General features: G+C 72.3%; 10 protein-coding genes. 7 read left to right on the top strand and 3 right to left on the bottom strand.

Annotation, left to right across the window (positions count from 1 at the left end; translation table 11 throughout):
- Positions 1–172: 172 nt before the first annotated feature.
- Complete coding sequence (smc, locus tag AB0G17_RS13850; protein WP_361380666.1) at positions 173–3,742, top strand: chromosome segregation protein SMC; 3,570 nt, start codon at positions 173–175, stop codon at positions 3,740–3,742.
- A 208-nt stretch (positions 3,743–3,950) separates the two neighbouring features.
- The gene (locus AB0G17_RS13845; RefSeq protein ID WP_361380663.1) at positions 3,951–5,369 is read left to right on the top strand and encodes a sugar porter family MFS transporter; all 1,419 of its coding nucleotides are present in this window, start codon (positions 3,951–3,953) and stop codon (positions 5,367–5,369) included.
- A gap of 41 nt (positions 5,370–5,410) precedes the next feature.
- Here AB0G17_RS13845 and AB0G17_RS13840 read toward each other — a convergent pair whose 3' ends face one another.
- Complete coding sequence (locus tag AB0G17_RS13840) at positions 5,411–6,382, bottom strand: LLM class flavin-dependent oxidoreductase (protein ID WP_361380660.1); 972 nt, start codon at positions 6,380–6,382, stop codon at positions 5,411–5,413.
- A gap of 58 nt (positions 6,383–6,440) precedes the next feature.
- Positions 6,441–7,892, bottom strand: a complete 1,452-nt coding sequence (locus AB0G17_RS13835) for a cytosine permease (protein WP_361380657.1) — start codon at positions 7,890–7,892, stop codon at positions 6,441–6,443.
- A gap of 187 nt (positions 7,893–8,079) precedes the next feature.
- Here AB0G17_RS13835 and ftsY point away from each other — a divergent pair, with 187 nt between their 5' ends.
- Positions 8,080–9,294 carry a signal recognition particle-docking protein FtsY gene (gene ftsY / locus AB0G17_RS13830; protein WP_361380654.1) on the top strand — a complete coding sequence of 405 codons (1,215 nt, stop codon included), beginning with the start codon at positions 8,080–8,082 and terminating at the stop codon, positions 9,292–9,294.
- Between the two features lie 335 nt (positions 9,295–9,629).
- Here ftsY and AB0G17_RS13825 read toward each other — a convergent pair whose 3' ends face one another.
- The gene (locus AB0G17_RS13825; RefSeq protein ID WP_361380651.1) at positions 9,630–10,277 is read right to left on the bottom strand and encodes a bifunctional DNA primase/polymerase; all 648 of its coding nucleotides are present in this window, start codon (positions 10,275–10,277) and stop codon (positions 9,630–9,632) included.
- 440 nt (positions 10,278–10,717) lie between these two features.
- Here AB0G17_RS13825 and AB0G17_RS13820 point away from each other — a divergent pair, with 440 nt between their 5' ends.
- The 4 genes from AB0G17_RS13820 (at position 10,718) to AB0G17_RS13805 (ending at position 16,684) form a co-directional block, all read left to right on the top strand.
- Positions 10,718–12,193: a hypothetical protein gene (locus AB0G17_RS13820; protein ID WP_361380648.1), complete on the top strand. Its 1,476-nt coding sequence runs from the start codon at positions 10,718–10,720 to the stop codon at positions 12,191–12,193.
- A gap of 328 nt (positions 12,194–12,521) precedes the next feature.
- Positions 12,522–13,865 (top strand): ammonium transporter, encoded by a 1,344-nt coding sequence (locus AB0G17_RS13815; protein ID WP_361380645.1) that lies wholly within the window; start codon positions 12,522–12,524, stop codon positions 13,863–13,865.
- Positions 13,862–14,200, top strand: a complete 339-nt coding sequence (locus tag AB0G17_RS13810; RefSeq protein WP_004924863.1) for a P-II family nitrogen regulator — start codon at positions 13,862–13,864, stop codon at positions 14,198–14,200. Before AB0G17_RS13815 ends, AB0G17_RS13810 begins: the two co-directional genes overlap by 4 nt.
- A 36-nt stretch (positions 14,201–14,236) precedes the next feature.
- Positions 14,237–16,684, top strand: a complete 2,448-nt coding sequence (locus AB0G17_RS13805) for a [protein-PII] uridylyltransferase (RefSeq protein ID WP_361380642.1) — start codon at positions 14,237–14,239, stop codon at positions 16,682–16,684.
- Positions 16,685–16,813: the final 129 nt, after the last annotated feature.

Below are 16,813 nucleotides of genomic sequence, written 5' to 3'. Positions count from 1 at the left end.
AGATAGATATGCAAGGGACGCCTTGGCGTCCCTTCTTTCTTGCCCGGCTCGCACGGCCCCTCCGCCCCGCGCGTTCTTTCTCATCCGGTGTGCCCTGCGTGGCCAGAGGTGAAACCGCCGGGGCTGCGCCTTCCCGGGGCCGGGCCCGGCGCGGAGAGTAAAGTCCGACGGCGTGCACCTCAAGGCCCTCACCCTGCGCGGGTTCAAATCCTTTGCTTCCGCGACGACACTGAAGTTCGAGCCCGGCATCACCTGTGTGGTGGGCCCCAACGGCTCCGGCAAGTCCAACGTGGTGGACGCGCTGTCCTGGGTCATGGGCGAGCAGGGCGCCAAGTCGCTGCGCGGCGGCAAGATGGAGGACGTCATCTTCGCCGGGACGACCGGCCGCCCGCCGCTGGGCCGCGCCGAGGTCTCCCTCACCATCGACAACTCCGACGGCGCCCTGCCCATCGAGTACGCCGAGGTCACGATCACCCGGATCATGTTCCGGGGCGGCAGCAGCGAGTACCAGATCAACGGCGACACCTGCCGGCTGCTCGACATCCAGGAGCTGCTCTCCGACTCCGGCATCGGGCGCGAGATGCACGTGATCGTCGGGCAGGGCCAGCTCGACTCGGTGCTGCACGCCGACCCGATGGGCCGCCGGGCCTTCATCGAGGAGGCGGCCGGCGTCCTCAAGCACCGCAAGCGCAAGGAGAAGGCGCTGCGCAAGCTGGACGCGATGCAGGCCAACCTCGCGCGCGTGCAGGACCTCACCGACGAGCTGCGCCGCCAGCTCAAGCCGCTGGGCCGGCAGGCCGCCGTCGCCCGCCGGGCCGCCGTCATCCAGGCCGACCTGCGCGACGCCCGGCTGCGCCTGCTCGCCGACGACCTGGTGCGGATGCGCGAGGCGCTGCGAGCCGAGATCGAGGACGAGGCGGCGCTCAAGCAGCGCAAGGACAGCGCCGAGGCCGAGCTGAAGGCCGCCCTCGCGCGCGAGGCGGAGCTGGAGGAGGAGGTCCGCAGGCTCGCGCCCCGGCTCCAGAACGCCCAGCAGACCTGGTACGAGCTGTCGCGGCTGGCCGAGCGGGTGCGGGGCACCGTCTCGCTCGCGGACGCGCGCGTGAACAGCGCCACCACCCAGCCGTCCGAGGAGCGCCGGGGCCGCGACCCGGAGGACATGGAGCGCGAGGCCGCCCGGATCCGGGAACAGGAGGCGGAGCTGGAGGCGGCCCGCGAGGCGGCCGAGCGTGCCCTGGAGGACACCGCGTCCCACCGCGCCGACCTGGAGCGGGAACTCGCGCTGGAAGAGCGTCGTTTGAGGGATGTGGCCCGGGCCATCGCGGACCGGCGCGAGGGCCTGGCACGGCTGCACGGACAGGTCAACGCGGCGCGGAGCAGGGCGGGCTCGGCGCAGGCGGAGATCGACCGGCTGGCGGCGGCGCGCGACGAGGCGGGCGAGCGGGCGGCGCTGGCCCAGGAGGAGTACGAACAGCTGAAGGCCGAGGTCGACGGCCTGGACGCGGACGACCACGAGCTGGGCGAGGCGCACGAGCGCGCCAAGCGCGAGCTCGCCGGGGCCGAGACGGCCCTGGCCGCCGCCCGCGAGGCGGTCACGGCCGCCGAGCGGAAACGTGCCGCCGTGGCCGCCCGCCACGACGCGCTGGCGCTCGGCCTGCGCCGCAAGGACGGCACGGGCGCGCTGCTCGCCGCCCAGGACTCGCTTCAGGGCCTGCTCGGCCCCGCCGCCGCCCTGCTCACGGTCGCGCCCGGATACGAGGTCCCGGTGGCCGCGGCCCTGGGCGCCGCCGCCGACGCGCTCGCGGTGTCGGGCCCGGCCACCGCCGCCGAGGCGATCCGGCTGCTGCGCAAGCAGGACGCCGGGCGGGCCGCGCTCCTGGTGGGCGGGCTGCCGGGCCCGCGGGAGCCCGATCCCGTACGGCCGGGCGGGCCGCCGTCCGCGGCGGATCTGGTGCGGGGGCCTGAGGAACTGCTGCCCGCGGTACGGAAGTTGCTGCGCGGGGTCGTGGTCGTGGGCACCCTGGAGGACGCCGAGGATCTCGTCTACGCGCAGCCGGGGCTGACCGCGGTCACCGCCGAGGGCGATCTGCTCGGGGCCTACTTCGCGCAGGGGGGCTCCGCCGGGGCGCCCAGCCTGCTGGAGGTGCAGGCGTCGGTCGACGAGGCCGCCGCCGAGCTCGCGGAGCTCGCCGTGAGCTGCGAGGAGCTCGCCGAGGCTCAGCGGACGGCGGGGGAGCGGCGGGCGGAGTGCGCCGAGCGCGTCGAGGAGCTGGCGGAGCGGCGCCGGGCCGCCGACCGCGAGAAGTCGTCCGTCGCCCAGCAGCTCGGGCGGCTCGCCGGGCAGGCGCGCGGCGCCGCCGGGGAGGCCGAGCGCACGGCGGCGGCCGCGGCCCGCGCCCAGGAGGCCCTGGAGAAGGCGCTGGAGGAGGCAGAGGAGCTCACCGAGCGGCTGCTCGTGGCCGAGGAGAACCGCCCCTCCGGGCAAGAGGCGGAGGAGCCGGACACCTCCGTACGGGACCGGCTCGCCGCCGACGGGGCCAACGCCCGTCAGACCGAGATGGAGGCCCGCCTCCAGCTGCGTACCCACGAGGAGCGGGTGAAGGGCCTGGCCGGGCGGGCCGACGCGCTCGACCGGGGCGCCCGCGCGGAGCGCGAGGCCCGCGCCCGGGCCGAGGAGCGGCGCGCCCGGCTGCGCCACGAGGCGCGGGTGGCGGCGGCCGTGGCGGCGGGCGCGCGGACCCTGCTCGCCCACGTCGAGGTCTCCGTGGTGCGGGCCGAGCGGGAGCGGGCCGCTCTCGACGCCGCCAAGGCCGCGCGCGAGCAGGACCTGGCGGGTGCCCGGGCCACCGGCCGCGACCTCAAGGGCGAGCTCGACAAGTTGACGGATTCGGTGCACCGGGGCGAGGTACTCGGTGCCGAGAAGCGGATGCGGATCGAGCAACTGGAGACGAAGGCGCTGGAGGAGCTGGGGGTGGAGCCGGCCGGGCTGGTCGCCGAGTACGGCCCCGACCAGCCGGTTCCCCCGTCCCCGGCCGCCGAGGGGGAGGAGCTGCCCGAGGACCCGGACCACCCGCGCAACCGGCCCACCCGTTTCGACCGCGCGGATCAGGAAAAGCGACTGAGGTCAGCCGAGCGGGCGTACCAGCAGTTGGGAAAGGTCAACCCGCTCGCGCTGGAGGAGTTCGCGGCGCTGGAGGAGCGGCACAAGTTCCTCTCGGAGCAGCTGGAGGACCTGAAGAAGACCCGGGCCGACCTTCTTCAGGTGGTGAAGGAGGTGGACGAGCGCGTCGAGCAGGTCTTCACGGAGGCGTACCGGGACACGGCCAGGGAGTTCGAAGGCGTCTTCTCGCGGCTCTTCCCGGGCGGCGAGGGGCGGCTGATCCTGACCGATCCCTCCAACATGCTCGCCACCGGTGTGGACGTGGAGGCGCGGCCGCCGGGCAAGAAGGTGAAGCGGCTTTCGCTGCTCTCGGGCGGCGAGCGGTCGCTGACGGCCGTGGCGCTGCTGGTGTCGATCTTCAAGGCGCGGCCGAGTCCGTTCTATGTGATGGACGAGGTCGAGGCGGCGCTCGACGACACCAATCTGCAGCGGCTGATCCGGATCATGCAGGAGCTCCAGGAGTCCTCGCAGCTGATCGTGATCACGCACCAGAAGCGGACGATGGAGGTCGCGGACGCGCTGTACGGCGTGTCCATGCAGGGTGACGGCGTCTCCAAGGTCATCAGCCAGCGGCTTCGCTAGTCCTCGGCTAGCTCACCTTCAATACTTGAACAAGCGCAACACGCCAGGGTCGCCCAACTCACAGGTCTGCCCCTATTGACTTCGAAACTTGAAGGCATAGTCTCTGCAACGTTGCTTTTACCTTCAAGTGGTGGGTGACCCGTAGTTGTGCGCCACTTGAAGTGCCCCCAACGCCCGGCGACGCTGCCGGGCGGCCCCAGGAGTTCACGTGTCCAGCACCACGCAGCCAAAGGCCTCGGGAGCCCGCACGGCGCACCCCGAGCACCTCGGCCATGTCATCTTCATCGCGGCGGCGGCCGCGATGGGCGGCTTCCTCTTCGGCTACGACAGCGCCGTGATCAACGGCGCCGTCGAAGCCATCAGGGACCGCTACGACATCGGCTCGGCGGCGCTCGCCCAGGTCATCGCGGTCGCACTGATCGGCTGCGCCATCGGCGCCGCCACCGCGGGCCGCATCGCGGACCGCATCGGCCGCATCCGCTGTATGCAGATCGCGTCCGTGCTCTTCACCATCAGCGCCGTCGGCTCCGCGCTCCCCTTCGCCCTGTGGGACCTGGCCTTCTGGCGCATCATCGGCGGCTTCGCCATCGGCATGGCGTCGGTCATCGGCCCGGCCTACATCGCCGAGGTCGCCCCCGCCGCGTACCGCGGCCGGCTCGGCTCCTTCCAGCAGGCCGCCATCGTCATCGGCATCGCGATCTCGCAGCTGGTCAACTGGGGCATCCTCAACGCCGCGGGCGGCGAGCAGCGCGGGCAGCTGATGGGCCTGGAGGCCTGGCAGGTCATGCTCGGCGTGATGGTCATCCCCGCCGTCCTGTACGGCCTGCTCTCCTTCGCGATCCCCGAGTCCCCGCGCTTCCTGATCTCCGCCGGCCGCGACGAGCGCGCCCGTGAGGTCCTCAAGGAGGTCGAGGGCGACGGGATCGACCTGGACGCCCGGGTAGCCGAGATCGAGCACGCCATGAAGAGCGAGCACAAGTCGAGCTTCAAGGACCTGCTCGGCGGCACGTTCTTCTTCAAGCCGATCGTCTGGGTCGGTATCGGCCTGTCGGTCTTCCAGCAGTTCGTCGGCATCAACGTCGCGTTCTACTACTCCTCGACGCTGTGGCAGTCGGTCGGCGTCGACCCCTCGCAGTCGTTCTTCTACTCGTTCACCACGTCGATCATCAACATCGTCGGCACCGTGATCGCGATGATCTTCGTCGACCGGATCGGCCGCAGGCCGCTGGCGCTCATCGGCTCGGTCGGCATGGCCGCCGGCCTCGCGCTGGAGGCCTGGGCCTTCAGTTACGACCTCGTCGACGGCAAGCTGCCCGCCACCCAGGGCTGGATCGCCCTGGTCGCCGCCCACGTCTTCGTGCTCTTCTTCGCCCTGTCCTGGGGCGTGGTGGTCTGGGTCTTCCTCGGCGAGATGTTCCCGAACCGGATCCGCGCCGCCGCCCTCGGCGTCGCCGCCTCCGCGCAGTGGATCGCCAACTGGGCCATCACCGCGAGCTTCCCGTCGCTGGCCGACTGGAACCTGTCCGCGACCTATGTGATCTACACGATCTTCGCCGCCCTCTCGATCCCCTTCGTACTGAAGTACGTGAAGGAGACCAAGGGCAAGGCGTTGGAGGAGATGGGCTAATCCCCGCTGCCCCTCTCTCCTCGAACGCGTACTGCCCCGGCTCACCCATGGAGCCGGGGCAGTACGTCGTCCGTGAACAGGCGCAGGCTGCGCCACCCCTCCTCCAGCGGCATCCCGCCGCACAGCGGGTGCAGGACGAGGCTCTCGGCGCCCAGCGCCGCGCACTCCCCGGGCGTCACGATCCGGTAGACGCCCTCCGCGCGCAGCTCCTCCACCGTGGCGGCGGCCGACCGCACCGCCGAGCGGATGTCCTTGGACTGCCAGGACGCGTACATCCGCGCCTCGTGCAGGAAGTGCTCCCCGTACAGCGCCCAGGCCCGGTCCGGGTCCTCACTCAGGTGCAGCAGGGGCGTCTTCTCGGCGGGCATCATCGTCCAGCCCTCGGTGCCGTGCGCGGCCAGCTGCTCGCGGTAGTACGCCTCGAGCTCCGGCAGATGCGCGCTCGGGAAGAACGGCAGCCCCAGCCGGGCCGCCCGCCGGGCCGCCGCCTTCGAGGAGCCGCCGACGAGCAGCATCGGGTGCGGCTGGGTGAAGGGGCGCGGGGTGACCCGTACCGTACGGCCCTCGTGGGTGAACGGCTCGCCCGTCCAGGCCTTGAGCAGTGTCTCCAGGAGCAGGTCCTGGAGCTTGCCGCGCCGGCCCCACTCGACGCCCGCCTGCTCGTACTCCTCGGGCCGGTAGCCGATCCCCGCGACCGTCACCAGCCGCCCGCCGCTGAGCAGGTCCAGGACGGCGATGTCCTCGGCGAGGCGCAGCGGGTCGTAGAGCGGGCCGATGATCGCCGAGACCGTGACCGCTATACGGCTGGTGGCGCCGAAGACCGCGCCCGCGAAGGCGAACGGGGAGGGCAGCCAGCCGTTGCCGGTGCCGTGGTGCTCCTCGGTCTGCACGGTGTCGACGCCGTGCGCGTCGGCGTACGCGGCCATCTCCACCGCGGCGCGGTAGCGGGCCGACAGGGCCTCGGGCGGCTCGTGCGGGGCCACCAGGTTCATGCGTACGACCGTGAACGGCATGGGAAATCCCCCTCCGCCGGGCTGGATCCGGTGGAGGGGGACGGTAGCTGACGATGCGTCAGACAGCCAGGGGTGTGCGCTCCCCGGCCTTTTCGTCCGCCTCGGCCGGGACCACGACGGCGGGCTTCGGCAGGACCACGTACAGCAGCCCGGAGACCACGATGGTGGCCACCCAGCCCAGGCCGTACTCGCCGACCGGGTTGTTCGAGGCGAGCGGGCCGGTGAACCAGTCCGAGGTGGTGAACAGCAGGCCCGAGCCGAGGCCGACCGCCCAGGCGGCGACGGCGGCGGGGGAGAAGCCGCCCCGGTACCAGTACGCGCTGGTGGGGGTGGTGTCGAGCAGCGCCTTCGCGTCGTACTCCGTACGACGCAGCATGTCCGCGCCGAAGACGCCGACCCAGGCCGAGAAGGCGACGGCGAGCAGCGAGAGGAAGGCGATGAAGGAGCCCATGAAGCTCTTGGCGACCAGCATCAGCACGCCGCCGAAGGCCAGCGAGATGACGGCGTTGACCGAGACCGCCCAGTGGCGCGGGATCTTGAAGCCGAGGGTCTGCGCGGTGAAGCCCGCCGAGTACATCGACATCGAGTTGATGAGCACCATGCCGACCAGGGCGATCAGCAGGTACGGCACCGCGATCCACAGCGGCAGGATCTCGCCGAGGAAGGAGACCGGGTCGGCGGCCGAGGCAAGGTCCGGGGTGGAGACCGCCATGACCGCGCCCATCAGGACCATCGGCAGGACGACGATCCCGGCGCCGCCGACCGAGCTCGCGACCATGGCCTTGGAGGAGGCGGTACGCGGCAGGTAACGGGTGAAGTCCGGGGCGGACGGGATCCAGCTGACGCCGCCCGCGGCGATCAGGCCGGTGCCCGCCACCATCAGCGAGACCTTGCCCGCCGGGCGGTCGAAGACCGCGCTCCAGTCGGTGTTCATGGCCAGGTAGACGAGCACGAGCACGGAGAACGCGCCGAAGAGATAGGTCGCGTACTTGTTGCACTTCTGCACGACGTTGATGCCGAGCCCGGAGATCGCGAAGGTCGTCACCACGAAGAGTAGCAGCGTCACGATGATCAGGAAGGTGTTGCTCTTCACGCCGAGGACGATGTCCAGGACGGTCAGCATCGCGTAGGCGCCGGTGACCGCGTTGATGGTCTCCCAGCCCCAGCGCGCCACCCAGATCAGCGCGCCGGGCAGCAGATTGCCGCGCTGGCCGAAGACGGCGCGCGAGAGCGCCATGCCGGGTGCGCCACCGCGCTTGCCCGCGATCGATATGAGCCCCACGAGGCCGTAGCTGACGAGCGGCGCGGCGACCGCGACGACCATCGCCTGCCAGAAGTTCAGCTTGTACGTCACGACGAGGCTCGCGCCCATCGTGAGCAGCAGCACGCTGATGTTGGCGGCGACCCAGGTCGGGAAGAGCTCCCGCGTTCTGGCGGTGCGCTCGCTGTCGGGGACGGGCTCCAGGCCACGGGTTTCCAGTGCGCCTTCGGACTGGGGAGTGGTGCTCATGAGGTGGGGGTTGCCTCTCGCTCGGCTCTGGGGAGCCGGTGGGGGTCATCTCAGGGGACTCTACGCGCGTTGATCCCTCCCCCTCCATCGTAACTTAATACGACGATTGCCCCATAATTCCCTTTGATCTTCATGCGAAGACACGACCGGGGCCCCGCGGCGGCCCATGACTGATACTGGGGACGTTATGGAATTCGTCATCCTTGCTGTAGTCATCGCCCTGGTCGCGGTCGGCGCGATCAGCGGGCTCGTGGTCAGCAGCCGCAAGAAGAAGCAGCTGCCGCCCACGGCGCCGCCGTCCACGCCGACCATCACTGCCCCGCCCGCCGAGCCCCACGTCGGGGAAGACGCCGCGGAGACCGCCGAGGAGCAACGCCGCGCCATCGAGGAGGTCGCCCTCCCCGAGGCCCCGGCGGGCCCCGCCGTGGTCGAGGAGGCGCTTCCCGAGGCGCCCGCCGCGCCCGAGATCGAGGTGCCCGAGCCGACGGCCGGCCGCCTCGTGCGGCTGCGCGCCCGGCTCGCCCGCTCCCAGAACTCACTGGGCAAGGGGCTGCTCACGCTGCTGTCCCGGGACAACCTCGACGACGACACCTGGGAGGAGATCGAGGACACCCTGCTCACCGCGGACGTGGGCGTCGCCCCGACCCAGGAGCTCGTCGAGCGGCTGCGCGAGCGCGTCCGCGTCCTGGGCACCCGCACCCCCGCCGAGCTGCGCACCCTGCTGCGCGAGGAGCTCGTGGCGCTGCTCGGCCCCGACTTCGACCGCACGGTCAAGACCGAGGGCGGCCTGGAGAGCCCCGGCGTCGTGATGGTCGTCGGCGTCAACGGCACCGGCAAGACCACCACCACCGGCAAGCTCGCGCGCGTCCTCGTCGCCGACGGCAAGTCGGTCGTCCTGGGCGCGGCGGACACGTTCCGCGCGGCCGCCGCCGACCAGCTGCAGACCTGGGGCGAGCGCGTCGGCGCCCGCACCGTGCGCGGCCCCGAGGGCGGCGACCCGGCCTCGATCGCCTTCGACGCGGTCAAGGAGGGCATCGCGGAGGGCGCGGACGTCGTCCTCATCGACACGGCGGGCCGGCTGCACACCAAGACCGGGCTCATGGACGAGCTCGGCAAGGTCAAGCGCGTCGTGGAGAAGCACGGCCCGCTGGACGAGGTGCTGCTCGTCCTCGACGCCACGACGGGGCAGAACGGCCTGGTCCAGGCCCGGGTCTTCGCCGAGGTCGTCGAGATCACGGGCATCGTCCTGACCAAGCTCGACGGCACGGCCAAGGGCGGCATCGTCATCGCCGTCCAGCGCGAGCTCGGTGTCCCGGTCAAGCTGATCGGGCTCGGTGAGGGCGCGGACGATCTGGCGCCGTTCGAGCCGGGCGCGTTCGTGGACGCGCTTATTGGGGACTAGGGCCTGTCGTCACATTCGCGTCGTCGCCCGAAGGGCGGTCCGGCGGCGTCTGGTGCGTGCTCTCGGCGCGCCGGGCAAGAGCCCTCGTACTGGACGTACGTGGGCTTTCGCCCGGTGCGGCGAGAGTGCGTGCCAGGCGTCGCAGGACAGACGGGAATTTGACGACAGGCCCTAGGGCGCCCACTGTCCGGGGTGCCTCTGTTGCTTGGCGGCTGCGGGTTGTTTGTGGCTGGTCGCGCAGTTCCCCGCGCCCCTTAGGGGGTTGGGGCGCCCCGTGACGTATGCGCATCCCATGAAGGGCCCCGCCACTGTGGCGGGGCCCTTTCGTCTTGCTCTTACGACGGCGCCCTATGGCAGATGTACGCCAGCGTGCCCAGCAGCAAGCGGGCCTCCGGGGGGCGGGTCGCGGTGTCCAGCGACGGGGCGCGCAGCCAGCGGACGTCCGCCGACGGAGGAGCGGGCACATGCGCGCCGGGCCCGGGGCAGACCAGGTCCAGGTCCGCGTCGTCCCAGCCCATCCGGTAGAGCAGGCGCGGCAGTTCGGCCGCGGCCCCCGGCGCGACGAAGAAGTGCGTGCGGCCCGCCGGGGTGGTCGAGACCGGGCCGATCGGCAGCCCCATCCGCTCCAGGCGCACCAGCGCCCGCCGCCCCGCGGACGCCGCCACGTCCAGGATGTCGAAGGTGCGGCCCACCGGCAGCAGCACCGCCGCCCCCGGGCACTCCGCCCACGCCTTGCCCACCTCGTCCAGGGTCGCGCCGGCCGGCACCTCGGGCGCGAAGTCCAGCGGGTGCGCGCCCGGCGCCGGGCAGCCCGGGTCGCCGCAGGAGCACTGGCCGGAGAGCTCCCGGGCCCCCGGGGCGACGTCCCAGCCCCACAGGCCCGTGTACTCGGCCACCGCGGTGACCTCCGTCGCGCGGCCGCGCCGTCGCGAGCCGGGGCGGATTTCGCGGATCCCCCGGCTGCCGCCGATCGTGAAGCCCATGCCCCCTCCAACGGATCTGACTCGACGGTGGTTACGATCCGGAGTTCCCTGATTGCGCACTGCTCACCCGACGGCTCACGGTGGAAGGAGGGGTGGTGCGAACCAGTCCGCGCGCCCCGGCGTGCACCGTTCCATCGACTCCTGATTGACCTGTGTCAAGTGAATCGTGCACAGCGCCAAGGGAGTTCATTCGAAGGGGTGGCGAATGGTGGCGTTTCTGGAATCGGCCTCGCGGGACACGTGATCGTAGGATTACTTTCAGTACACGGACCCTGGAAGCGCACGCACTCGTGGGTATGCCAACGGCAAGGAGCTGTACCGTCCGGAGGGTCGCGCCCTGCGGACAGGAAGCCCCGACTCACGGCATTCTGAGAGGGGTTCGCGTGACGTGGAAGTGGCACGGAAGACGCACAGGGCATGAGCTGAATGGGGGCGTTCCAGTGGGCGGCAGTGGGGCTAGCGGTACGAGCGCCGGCAAGCGCCCCAACGAACAGCTGAGTTCGTGGTTCGTACGGAGCGGCTGGTCGAAGGGCGAGCTCGCGCGGCAGGTCAACCGGCGGGCACGCCAGCTCGGCGCTCACCACATCAGCACGGACACCTCCCGGGTGCGCCGCTGGCTCGACGGCGAGATGCCGCGCGAGCCGATCCCGCGCATCCTCTCCGAGCTGTTCTCCGAGCGGTTCGGCAGCGTTGTGGCCGTGGAGGACCTCGGGCTGCGCACCGCACACCAGTCCCCGTCGGTCTCCGGCGTCGACCTGCCCTGGGCGGCTCCCCAGACGGTCTCCCTGCTCAGCGAGTACTCGCGCAGCGACCTGATGCTGGCCCGGCGCGGCTTCCTCGGCACCTCCCTGATGCTGTCGGCCGGGCCCGCCCTGATCGAGCCCATGCAGCGCTGGCTGGTGCCCGCGCCGCCCGGCGAGTCCATCAACGTGGAGACGCCCGCCAACGCCCGGCGCCCCTCCCGGCTCTCCCCTCCGGAGCTCGACCTCCTGGAGACCACCACCGAGATGTTCCGCCAGTGGGACGCCCAGTGCGGCGGCGGACTGCGGCGCAAGGCCGTCGTCGGCCAGCTCCACGAGGTCACCGACCTCCTCCAGGAGCCGCAGCCCCAGGCCACCGCCCGCCGCCTGTTCCGGGTCGCGGCCGAACTCGCGGAACTGGCCGGGTGGATGAGCTACGACGTGGGCCTGCAGCCCACCGCCCAGAAGTACTTCGTCCTCGCCCTGCACGCCGCCAAGGAGTGCGGCGACAAGCCCCTCGGGTCGTACATCCTGTCCTCGATGAGCCGCCAGATGATCCACCTCGGCCGCCCGGACGACGCCCTGGAACTCATCCACCTCGCCCAGTACGGAAGCCGCGACTGCGCCACCCCCCGCACCCAGGCGATGCTGTATGCGATGGAGGCGCGCGCGTACGCGAACATGGGCCAGCCCAGCAAGTGCAAGCGGGCCGTCAGGATGTCCGAGGACACCTTCGGTGACGCCGGTCTCGACGGCGAGCCGGAGCCCGACTGGATCCGGTTCTTCTCCGAGGCCGAGCTCAACGGGGAGAACGCGCACTCGTTCCGCGACCTGGCCTACGTGGCAGGCCGCAGCCCCACGTACGCGACGCTCGCCGAGCCCGTGATGGAGCGCGCGGTCGAGCTCTTCGCCAAGGACGAGGTCCACCAGCGGTCGTACGCGCTGAACCTGATCGGCATGGCCACCGTCCACCTCCTCAAGCGCGAGCCCGAGCAGTCCACCGCGCTGGCCGGACAGGCCCTGAAGGTCGCCAAGACCGTCCGCTCCGAGCGGGTCAACACCCGGCTGCGCAAGACCGTCGACACCGCCGTGCGGGACTTCGGAGACGTGGCCGAGGTCGTCCACTTCACCGATCTCCTCGGCCGGGAACTTCCCGAGACCGCCGAGGCCGTCTGACGCCTGGGGAGCCGCCACGGCGGCATACAGGACGCCGGCCGCGACGCCCACCCCGTACACCCCGACTCGGCTCCCCCGCCAGGTCAACCGGGGGACGTCGCGGCCGGTCACCCGTCCGCGTGTACGCGGATGGTAGCGGTCGCCCGGACGGTGATCCGGCAGTTCATGTCCGTGTAACACGCCCGACCTCTTCGTCACGGCGGCGAAACATCGTGCGGCATCGACGGAAACGGCGCTGCGCCAACCTCATGGCGCATAACGGCCCACCCTTTCGCAGCCACTCGTTCGCCCCCGCACGGGCCGCCGTACCGACGACGAGGAGACGCCGATGCCCCCAGGCATCACGCTCGCAGCTGACACGCCGCAGCTGTCCAGCGCCAACACCGGGTTCATGCTGATCTGCTCAGCGCTGGTGATGATCATGACACCCGGCCTGGCCTTCTTCTACGGAGGCATGGTCCGCGTCAAGAGCACGCTCAACATGCTGATGATGAGCTTCATCAGCCTCGGGATCGTCACGATCCTGTGGGTGCTCTACGGCTTCAGCCTCAGCTTCGGTGAGTCCAACGGGTTCATCGGCTGGAGCAAGGACTACTTCGGGCTCAGCGGCATCGGCATCGTCCAGCTCTGGCCCGGCTACACCGTCCCCATCTACGTCTTCGCGGTCTTCCAGCTGATGTTCGCGGTGATCACACCGGCGCTGATAAGCGGCGCCCTCGCGGACCGCGTCAAGTTCAGCGCCTGGGCCCTGTTCATCACCCTGTGGGTGTCGGTCGTCTACTTCCCGGTCGCGCACTGGGTGTGGGCCTCCGACGGCTGGCTCTTCAAGAAGGGCGTCATCGACTTCGCGGGCGGCACCGCCGTCCACATCAACGCGGGCGCGGCGGCCCTCGGCGTCATCCTCGTCATCGGCAAGCGCGTCGGCTTCAAGAAGGACCCGATGCGGCCGCACAGCCTGCCGCTGGTCATGCTCGGCGCCGGGCTGCTGTGGTTCGGCTGGTTCGGCTTCAACGCCGGCTCCTGGCTCGGCAACGACGACGGCGTCGGCGCGGTGATGTTCGTCAACACCCAGGTCGCCACCGCCGCCGCCATGCTCGCCTGGCTCGGCTACGAGAAGCTGCGCCACGGCTCCTTCACCACCCTCGGCGCCGCCTCCGGCGCGGTCGCGGGCCTCGTCGCCATCACCCCGTCCGGCGGCTGCGTCAGCCCGCTCGGCGCGATCGCCGTCGGCGTCATCGCCGGTGTGCTGTGCGCCATGGCCGTCGGCCTCAAGTACCGCTTCGGCTTCGACGACTCCCTCGACGTCGTCGGCGTCCACATGGTCGGCGGCATCGCCGGCTCCCTGCTCGTCGGCCTCTTCGCCACCGGCGGCGTACAGTCCGACGCCAAGGGCCTCTTCTACGGCGGCGGCCTCGACCAGCTCGGCAAGCAGGCCATCGGTGTCGGCGCGGTCCTCGGCTACTCGCTGGTGGTCTCCGCGGTCCTCGCCTTCCTGCTCGACAAGACGATCGGGATGCGGGTCCCCGAGGACGACGAGGTCTCGGGCATCGACCAGGTCGAGCACGCCGAGACGGCGTACGACTTCAGCGGCGCGGGCGGCGGCACCGCCACCCGCACGCCCGCCCCGGCCCCGAGCGAGAAGGCAGCGCAGAACAAGAAGGTGGACGCATGAAGCTGATCACCGCGGTCGTCAAGCCGCACCGCCTCGACGAGATCAAGGAGGCCCTCCAGGCCTTCGGGGTCCACGGCCTCACGGTCACCGAGGCCAGCGGATACGGGCGCCAGCGCGGCCACACCGAGGTCTACCGCGGCGCCGAGTACACCGTCGACCTCGTCCCCAAGATCCGCATCGAGGTCCTGGTCGAGGACGACGACGCCGAGCAGCTGATCGACGTCGTGGTCAAGGCGGCCCGCACCGGCAAGATCGGGGACGGCAAGGTGTGGAGCGTGCCCGTGGAGACGGCGGTCCGGGTCCGCACCGGCGAACGCGGACCCGACGCCCTCTGAGTTGGTCCCCCGATTCGGTACGGACAGGAGCTGCCGGTGACGCGTGTGGAAGTCAGCACAGAGACAGAGGACTCCGGATCCGGCGGCTATGCGGCGGCCCGGCTGCGCCTCCTCCAGGAGGAGGCGCGGTCCGGGCCGCCGCGCCGTGCCGCCCTGGCCGAGCTCACCGACGACTGGCTGGCCCAGCTCTTCACCGGAGCCGCCCGGGCGGCCGGGGTGCGCGGGGCCGCCCTGATGGCCGTCGGCGGCTACGGGCGCGGCGAACTCTCGCCCCGCAGCGACCTCGACCTGGTGCTCGTGCACGACGGCAGCGCGAGCGCGCGCGCCGTCTCCGCGCTCGCCGACGGCCTCTGGTACCCCGTGTGGGACCTGGGCCTCGCCCTCGACCACTCGGTCCGCACCCCCGCCGAGGCCCGCAGGACCGCGGCCGCCGACCTCAAGGTGCACCTCGGCCTGCTGGACGCCCGCCATCTGGCGGGCGAGCAGAGCCTGACGGCCTCTCTGCGCACCGCCGTCCTCGCGGACTGGCGCAACCTCGCCCCCAAGCGGCTGCCCGAACTCGACGCGCTCTGCCGCGAACGGGCCGAGCGCCAGGGCGAGTTGCAGTTCCTGCTCGAACCCGACCTCAAGGAGGCGCGCGGCGGGCTGCGGGACGCCACCGCCCTGCGCGCGGTCGCCGCGTCCTGGCTCGCCGACGCGCCCCGCGAGGGCCTGGGCGAGGCCCGGCGGCGGCTCCTGGACGTCCGGGACGCGCTGCACCTGGTCACCGGCCGGGCCACCGACCGCCTCGCCCTCCAGGAGCAGGACGCCGTCGCCGAAGCGCTGGGTGTGCTGGACGCGGACGTGCTGCTGCGCCAGGTGTACGAGGCCGCGCGGACCATCGCGTACGCCAGTGACGTCACCTGGCGCGAGGTCGGGCGGGTCCTGCGGGCCCGCTCGGCGCGGCCCCGGCTGCGGAGTCTGCTCGGCGGCCGGACGGCGGCCGCCGAGCGGACCCCGCTCGCCGAAGGGGTGGTCGAGCAGGACGGCGAGGTGGTGCTCGCGCTCGCCGCGAAACCCGAGCGCGACCCGGTGCTGCCGCTGCGGGCCGCCGCGGCCGCCGCCCGCTCCGGGCTGCCCATCTCGCTGCACGCGGTGCGCCGCCTGGCGGCCGCGGTCCGGCCGCTGCCGGTGCCCTGGCCCGCCGAGGCCCGCGAGGAGCTGGTGACGCTGCTGGGCGCGGGCGAGTCGACCGTGCCCGTCTGGGAGGCGCTGGAGGCCGAGGGGCTGATCACCCGGCTGCTGCCGGACTGGGAGCGGGTGCGCTGCCGCCCGCAGCGCAACGCCGTGCACACCTGGACCGTCGACCGCCACCTGGTGGAGACGGCCGTACAGGCCTCCTCGCTCACCCGCAGCGTCGGCCGCCCCGACCTGCTGCTGGTCGCCGCGCTGCTGCACGACATCGGCAAGGGCTGGCCCGGCGACCACAGCGTGGCGGGCGAGGTCATCGCGCGCGACGTGGCCGCCCGGATCGGCTTCGACAAGGACGACGTGGCCGTGGTCGCCGCGCTCGTACGCCACCACCTGCTGCTCGTCGAGACGGCGACCCGGCGCGACCTGGACGACCCGGCGACGGTACGGGCGGTGGCGGAGGCTGTCGGGAGCGCGTCCACGCTGGAACTGCTGCACGCCCTGACCGAGGCCGACGCCCTCGCCACCGGCCCGGCGGCCTGGTCGTCCTGGCGCGGCTCGCTCGTGTCGGACCTGGTGAAGCGGGTGGGGGCGGTGCTGGCGGGGGAGCCGGTGGACCCCGAGCCGCCGCTTCCCACGGCCGAGCAGGAGCGCCTCGCGATGGAGGCGCACCGCACGGGCGGCCCGGTCCTCGCGCTGCGCGCCCAGACGGACACGGCGGCCGACGAGAGCGCCCGTGAGCCGCTCGGCGTCGAACTCCTCATCGCGGTCCCGGACCAGCCGGGGGTGCTGCCGGCGGTGGCGGGGGTGCTGGCGATGCACCGCCTGACGGTACGCACGGCGGAGCTGCGGGCGATCGGGCTGCCCGCGCCCCTCGCCGACGAGATCCTCCTGCTGGACTGGCGGGTGGCGGCGGAGTACGGCTCGCTCCCGCAGGCGGCCCGGCTCCGCGCCGACCTGGTCCGGGCCCTGGACGGCTCCCTGGACCTCCCCTCCCGCTTGGCCGAACGCGAGGCGGCCCGCCGCCGCGGTCCGGCCGCGCCGCCGCCGCGCGTCACGGTCGCCCCGGCGGCGTCCCGCCTGGCCACGGTGATCGAAGTCCGCGCCCAGGACGCCCCCGGCCTCCTGCACCGCATCGGCCGCGAACTGGACCGCGCGGGGGTACGGGTGCGCAGCGCGCACGTCTCGACGCTGGGCGGGAACGCGGTGGACGCGTTCTATGTGACGGACGGGGAGGGGGAGCCGCTGGGGGCGGAAGTGGCGGTGGGGGTGGCGCGGGGGGTGGAGCGGGCGCTGGGTTCTGAGGGCGGCTGATTTCCCCACCCCGCCCGTTCCCTCAAGCCCTCTGGCGGGCGGCCGGGGGCTGCACCCCTGGGCCGGTGTTCGTCTGCGGGCCGGTGGTGGGTTGCTCGCGCAGTTCCCCGCGCCCCTTCAGGGGCGCGG

The sequence above is a fragment of the Streptomyces sp. NPDC023838 genome, from assembly GCF_040639555.1.
GTDB lineage: Bacteria > Actinomycetota > Actinomycetes > Streptomycetales > Streptomycetaceae > Streptomyces.
Note: the sequence above shows the minus strand (reverse complement) of the source record. Positions and strands in the feature narration are given on the sequence as shown.

Bases quoted from the DNA above. Each gene is read 5' to 3' on its own strand.
- AB0G17_RS13840 (WP_361380660.1), bottom strand. From the start codon at position 6,382: ATGCCGTTCACGGTCGTACGCATGAACCTGGTGGCCCCGCACGAGCCG.
- AB0G17_RS13835 (WP_361380657.1), bottom strand. From the start codon at position 7,892: ATGAGCACCACTCCCCAGTCCGAAGGCGCACTGGAAACCCGTGGCCTG.
- ftsY (WP_361380654.1), top strand. From the start codon at position 8,080: ATGGAATTCGTCATCCTTGCTGTAGTCATCGCCCTGGTCGCGGTCGGC.
- AB0G17_RS13825 (WP_361380651.1), bottom strand. From the start codon at position 10,277: ATGGGCTTCACGATCGGCGGCAGCCGGGGGATCCGCGAAATCCGCCCC.
- AB0G17_RS13815 (WP_361380645.1), top strand. From the start codon at position 12,522: ATGCCCCCAGGCATCACGCTCGCAGCTGACACGCCGCAGCTGTCCAGC.
- AB0G17_RS13810 (WP_004924863.1), top strand. From the start codon at position 13,862: ATGAAGCTGATCACCGCGGTCGTCAAGCCGCACCGCCTCGACGAGATC.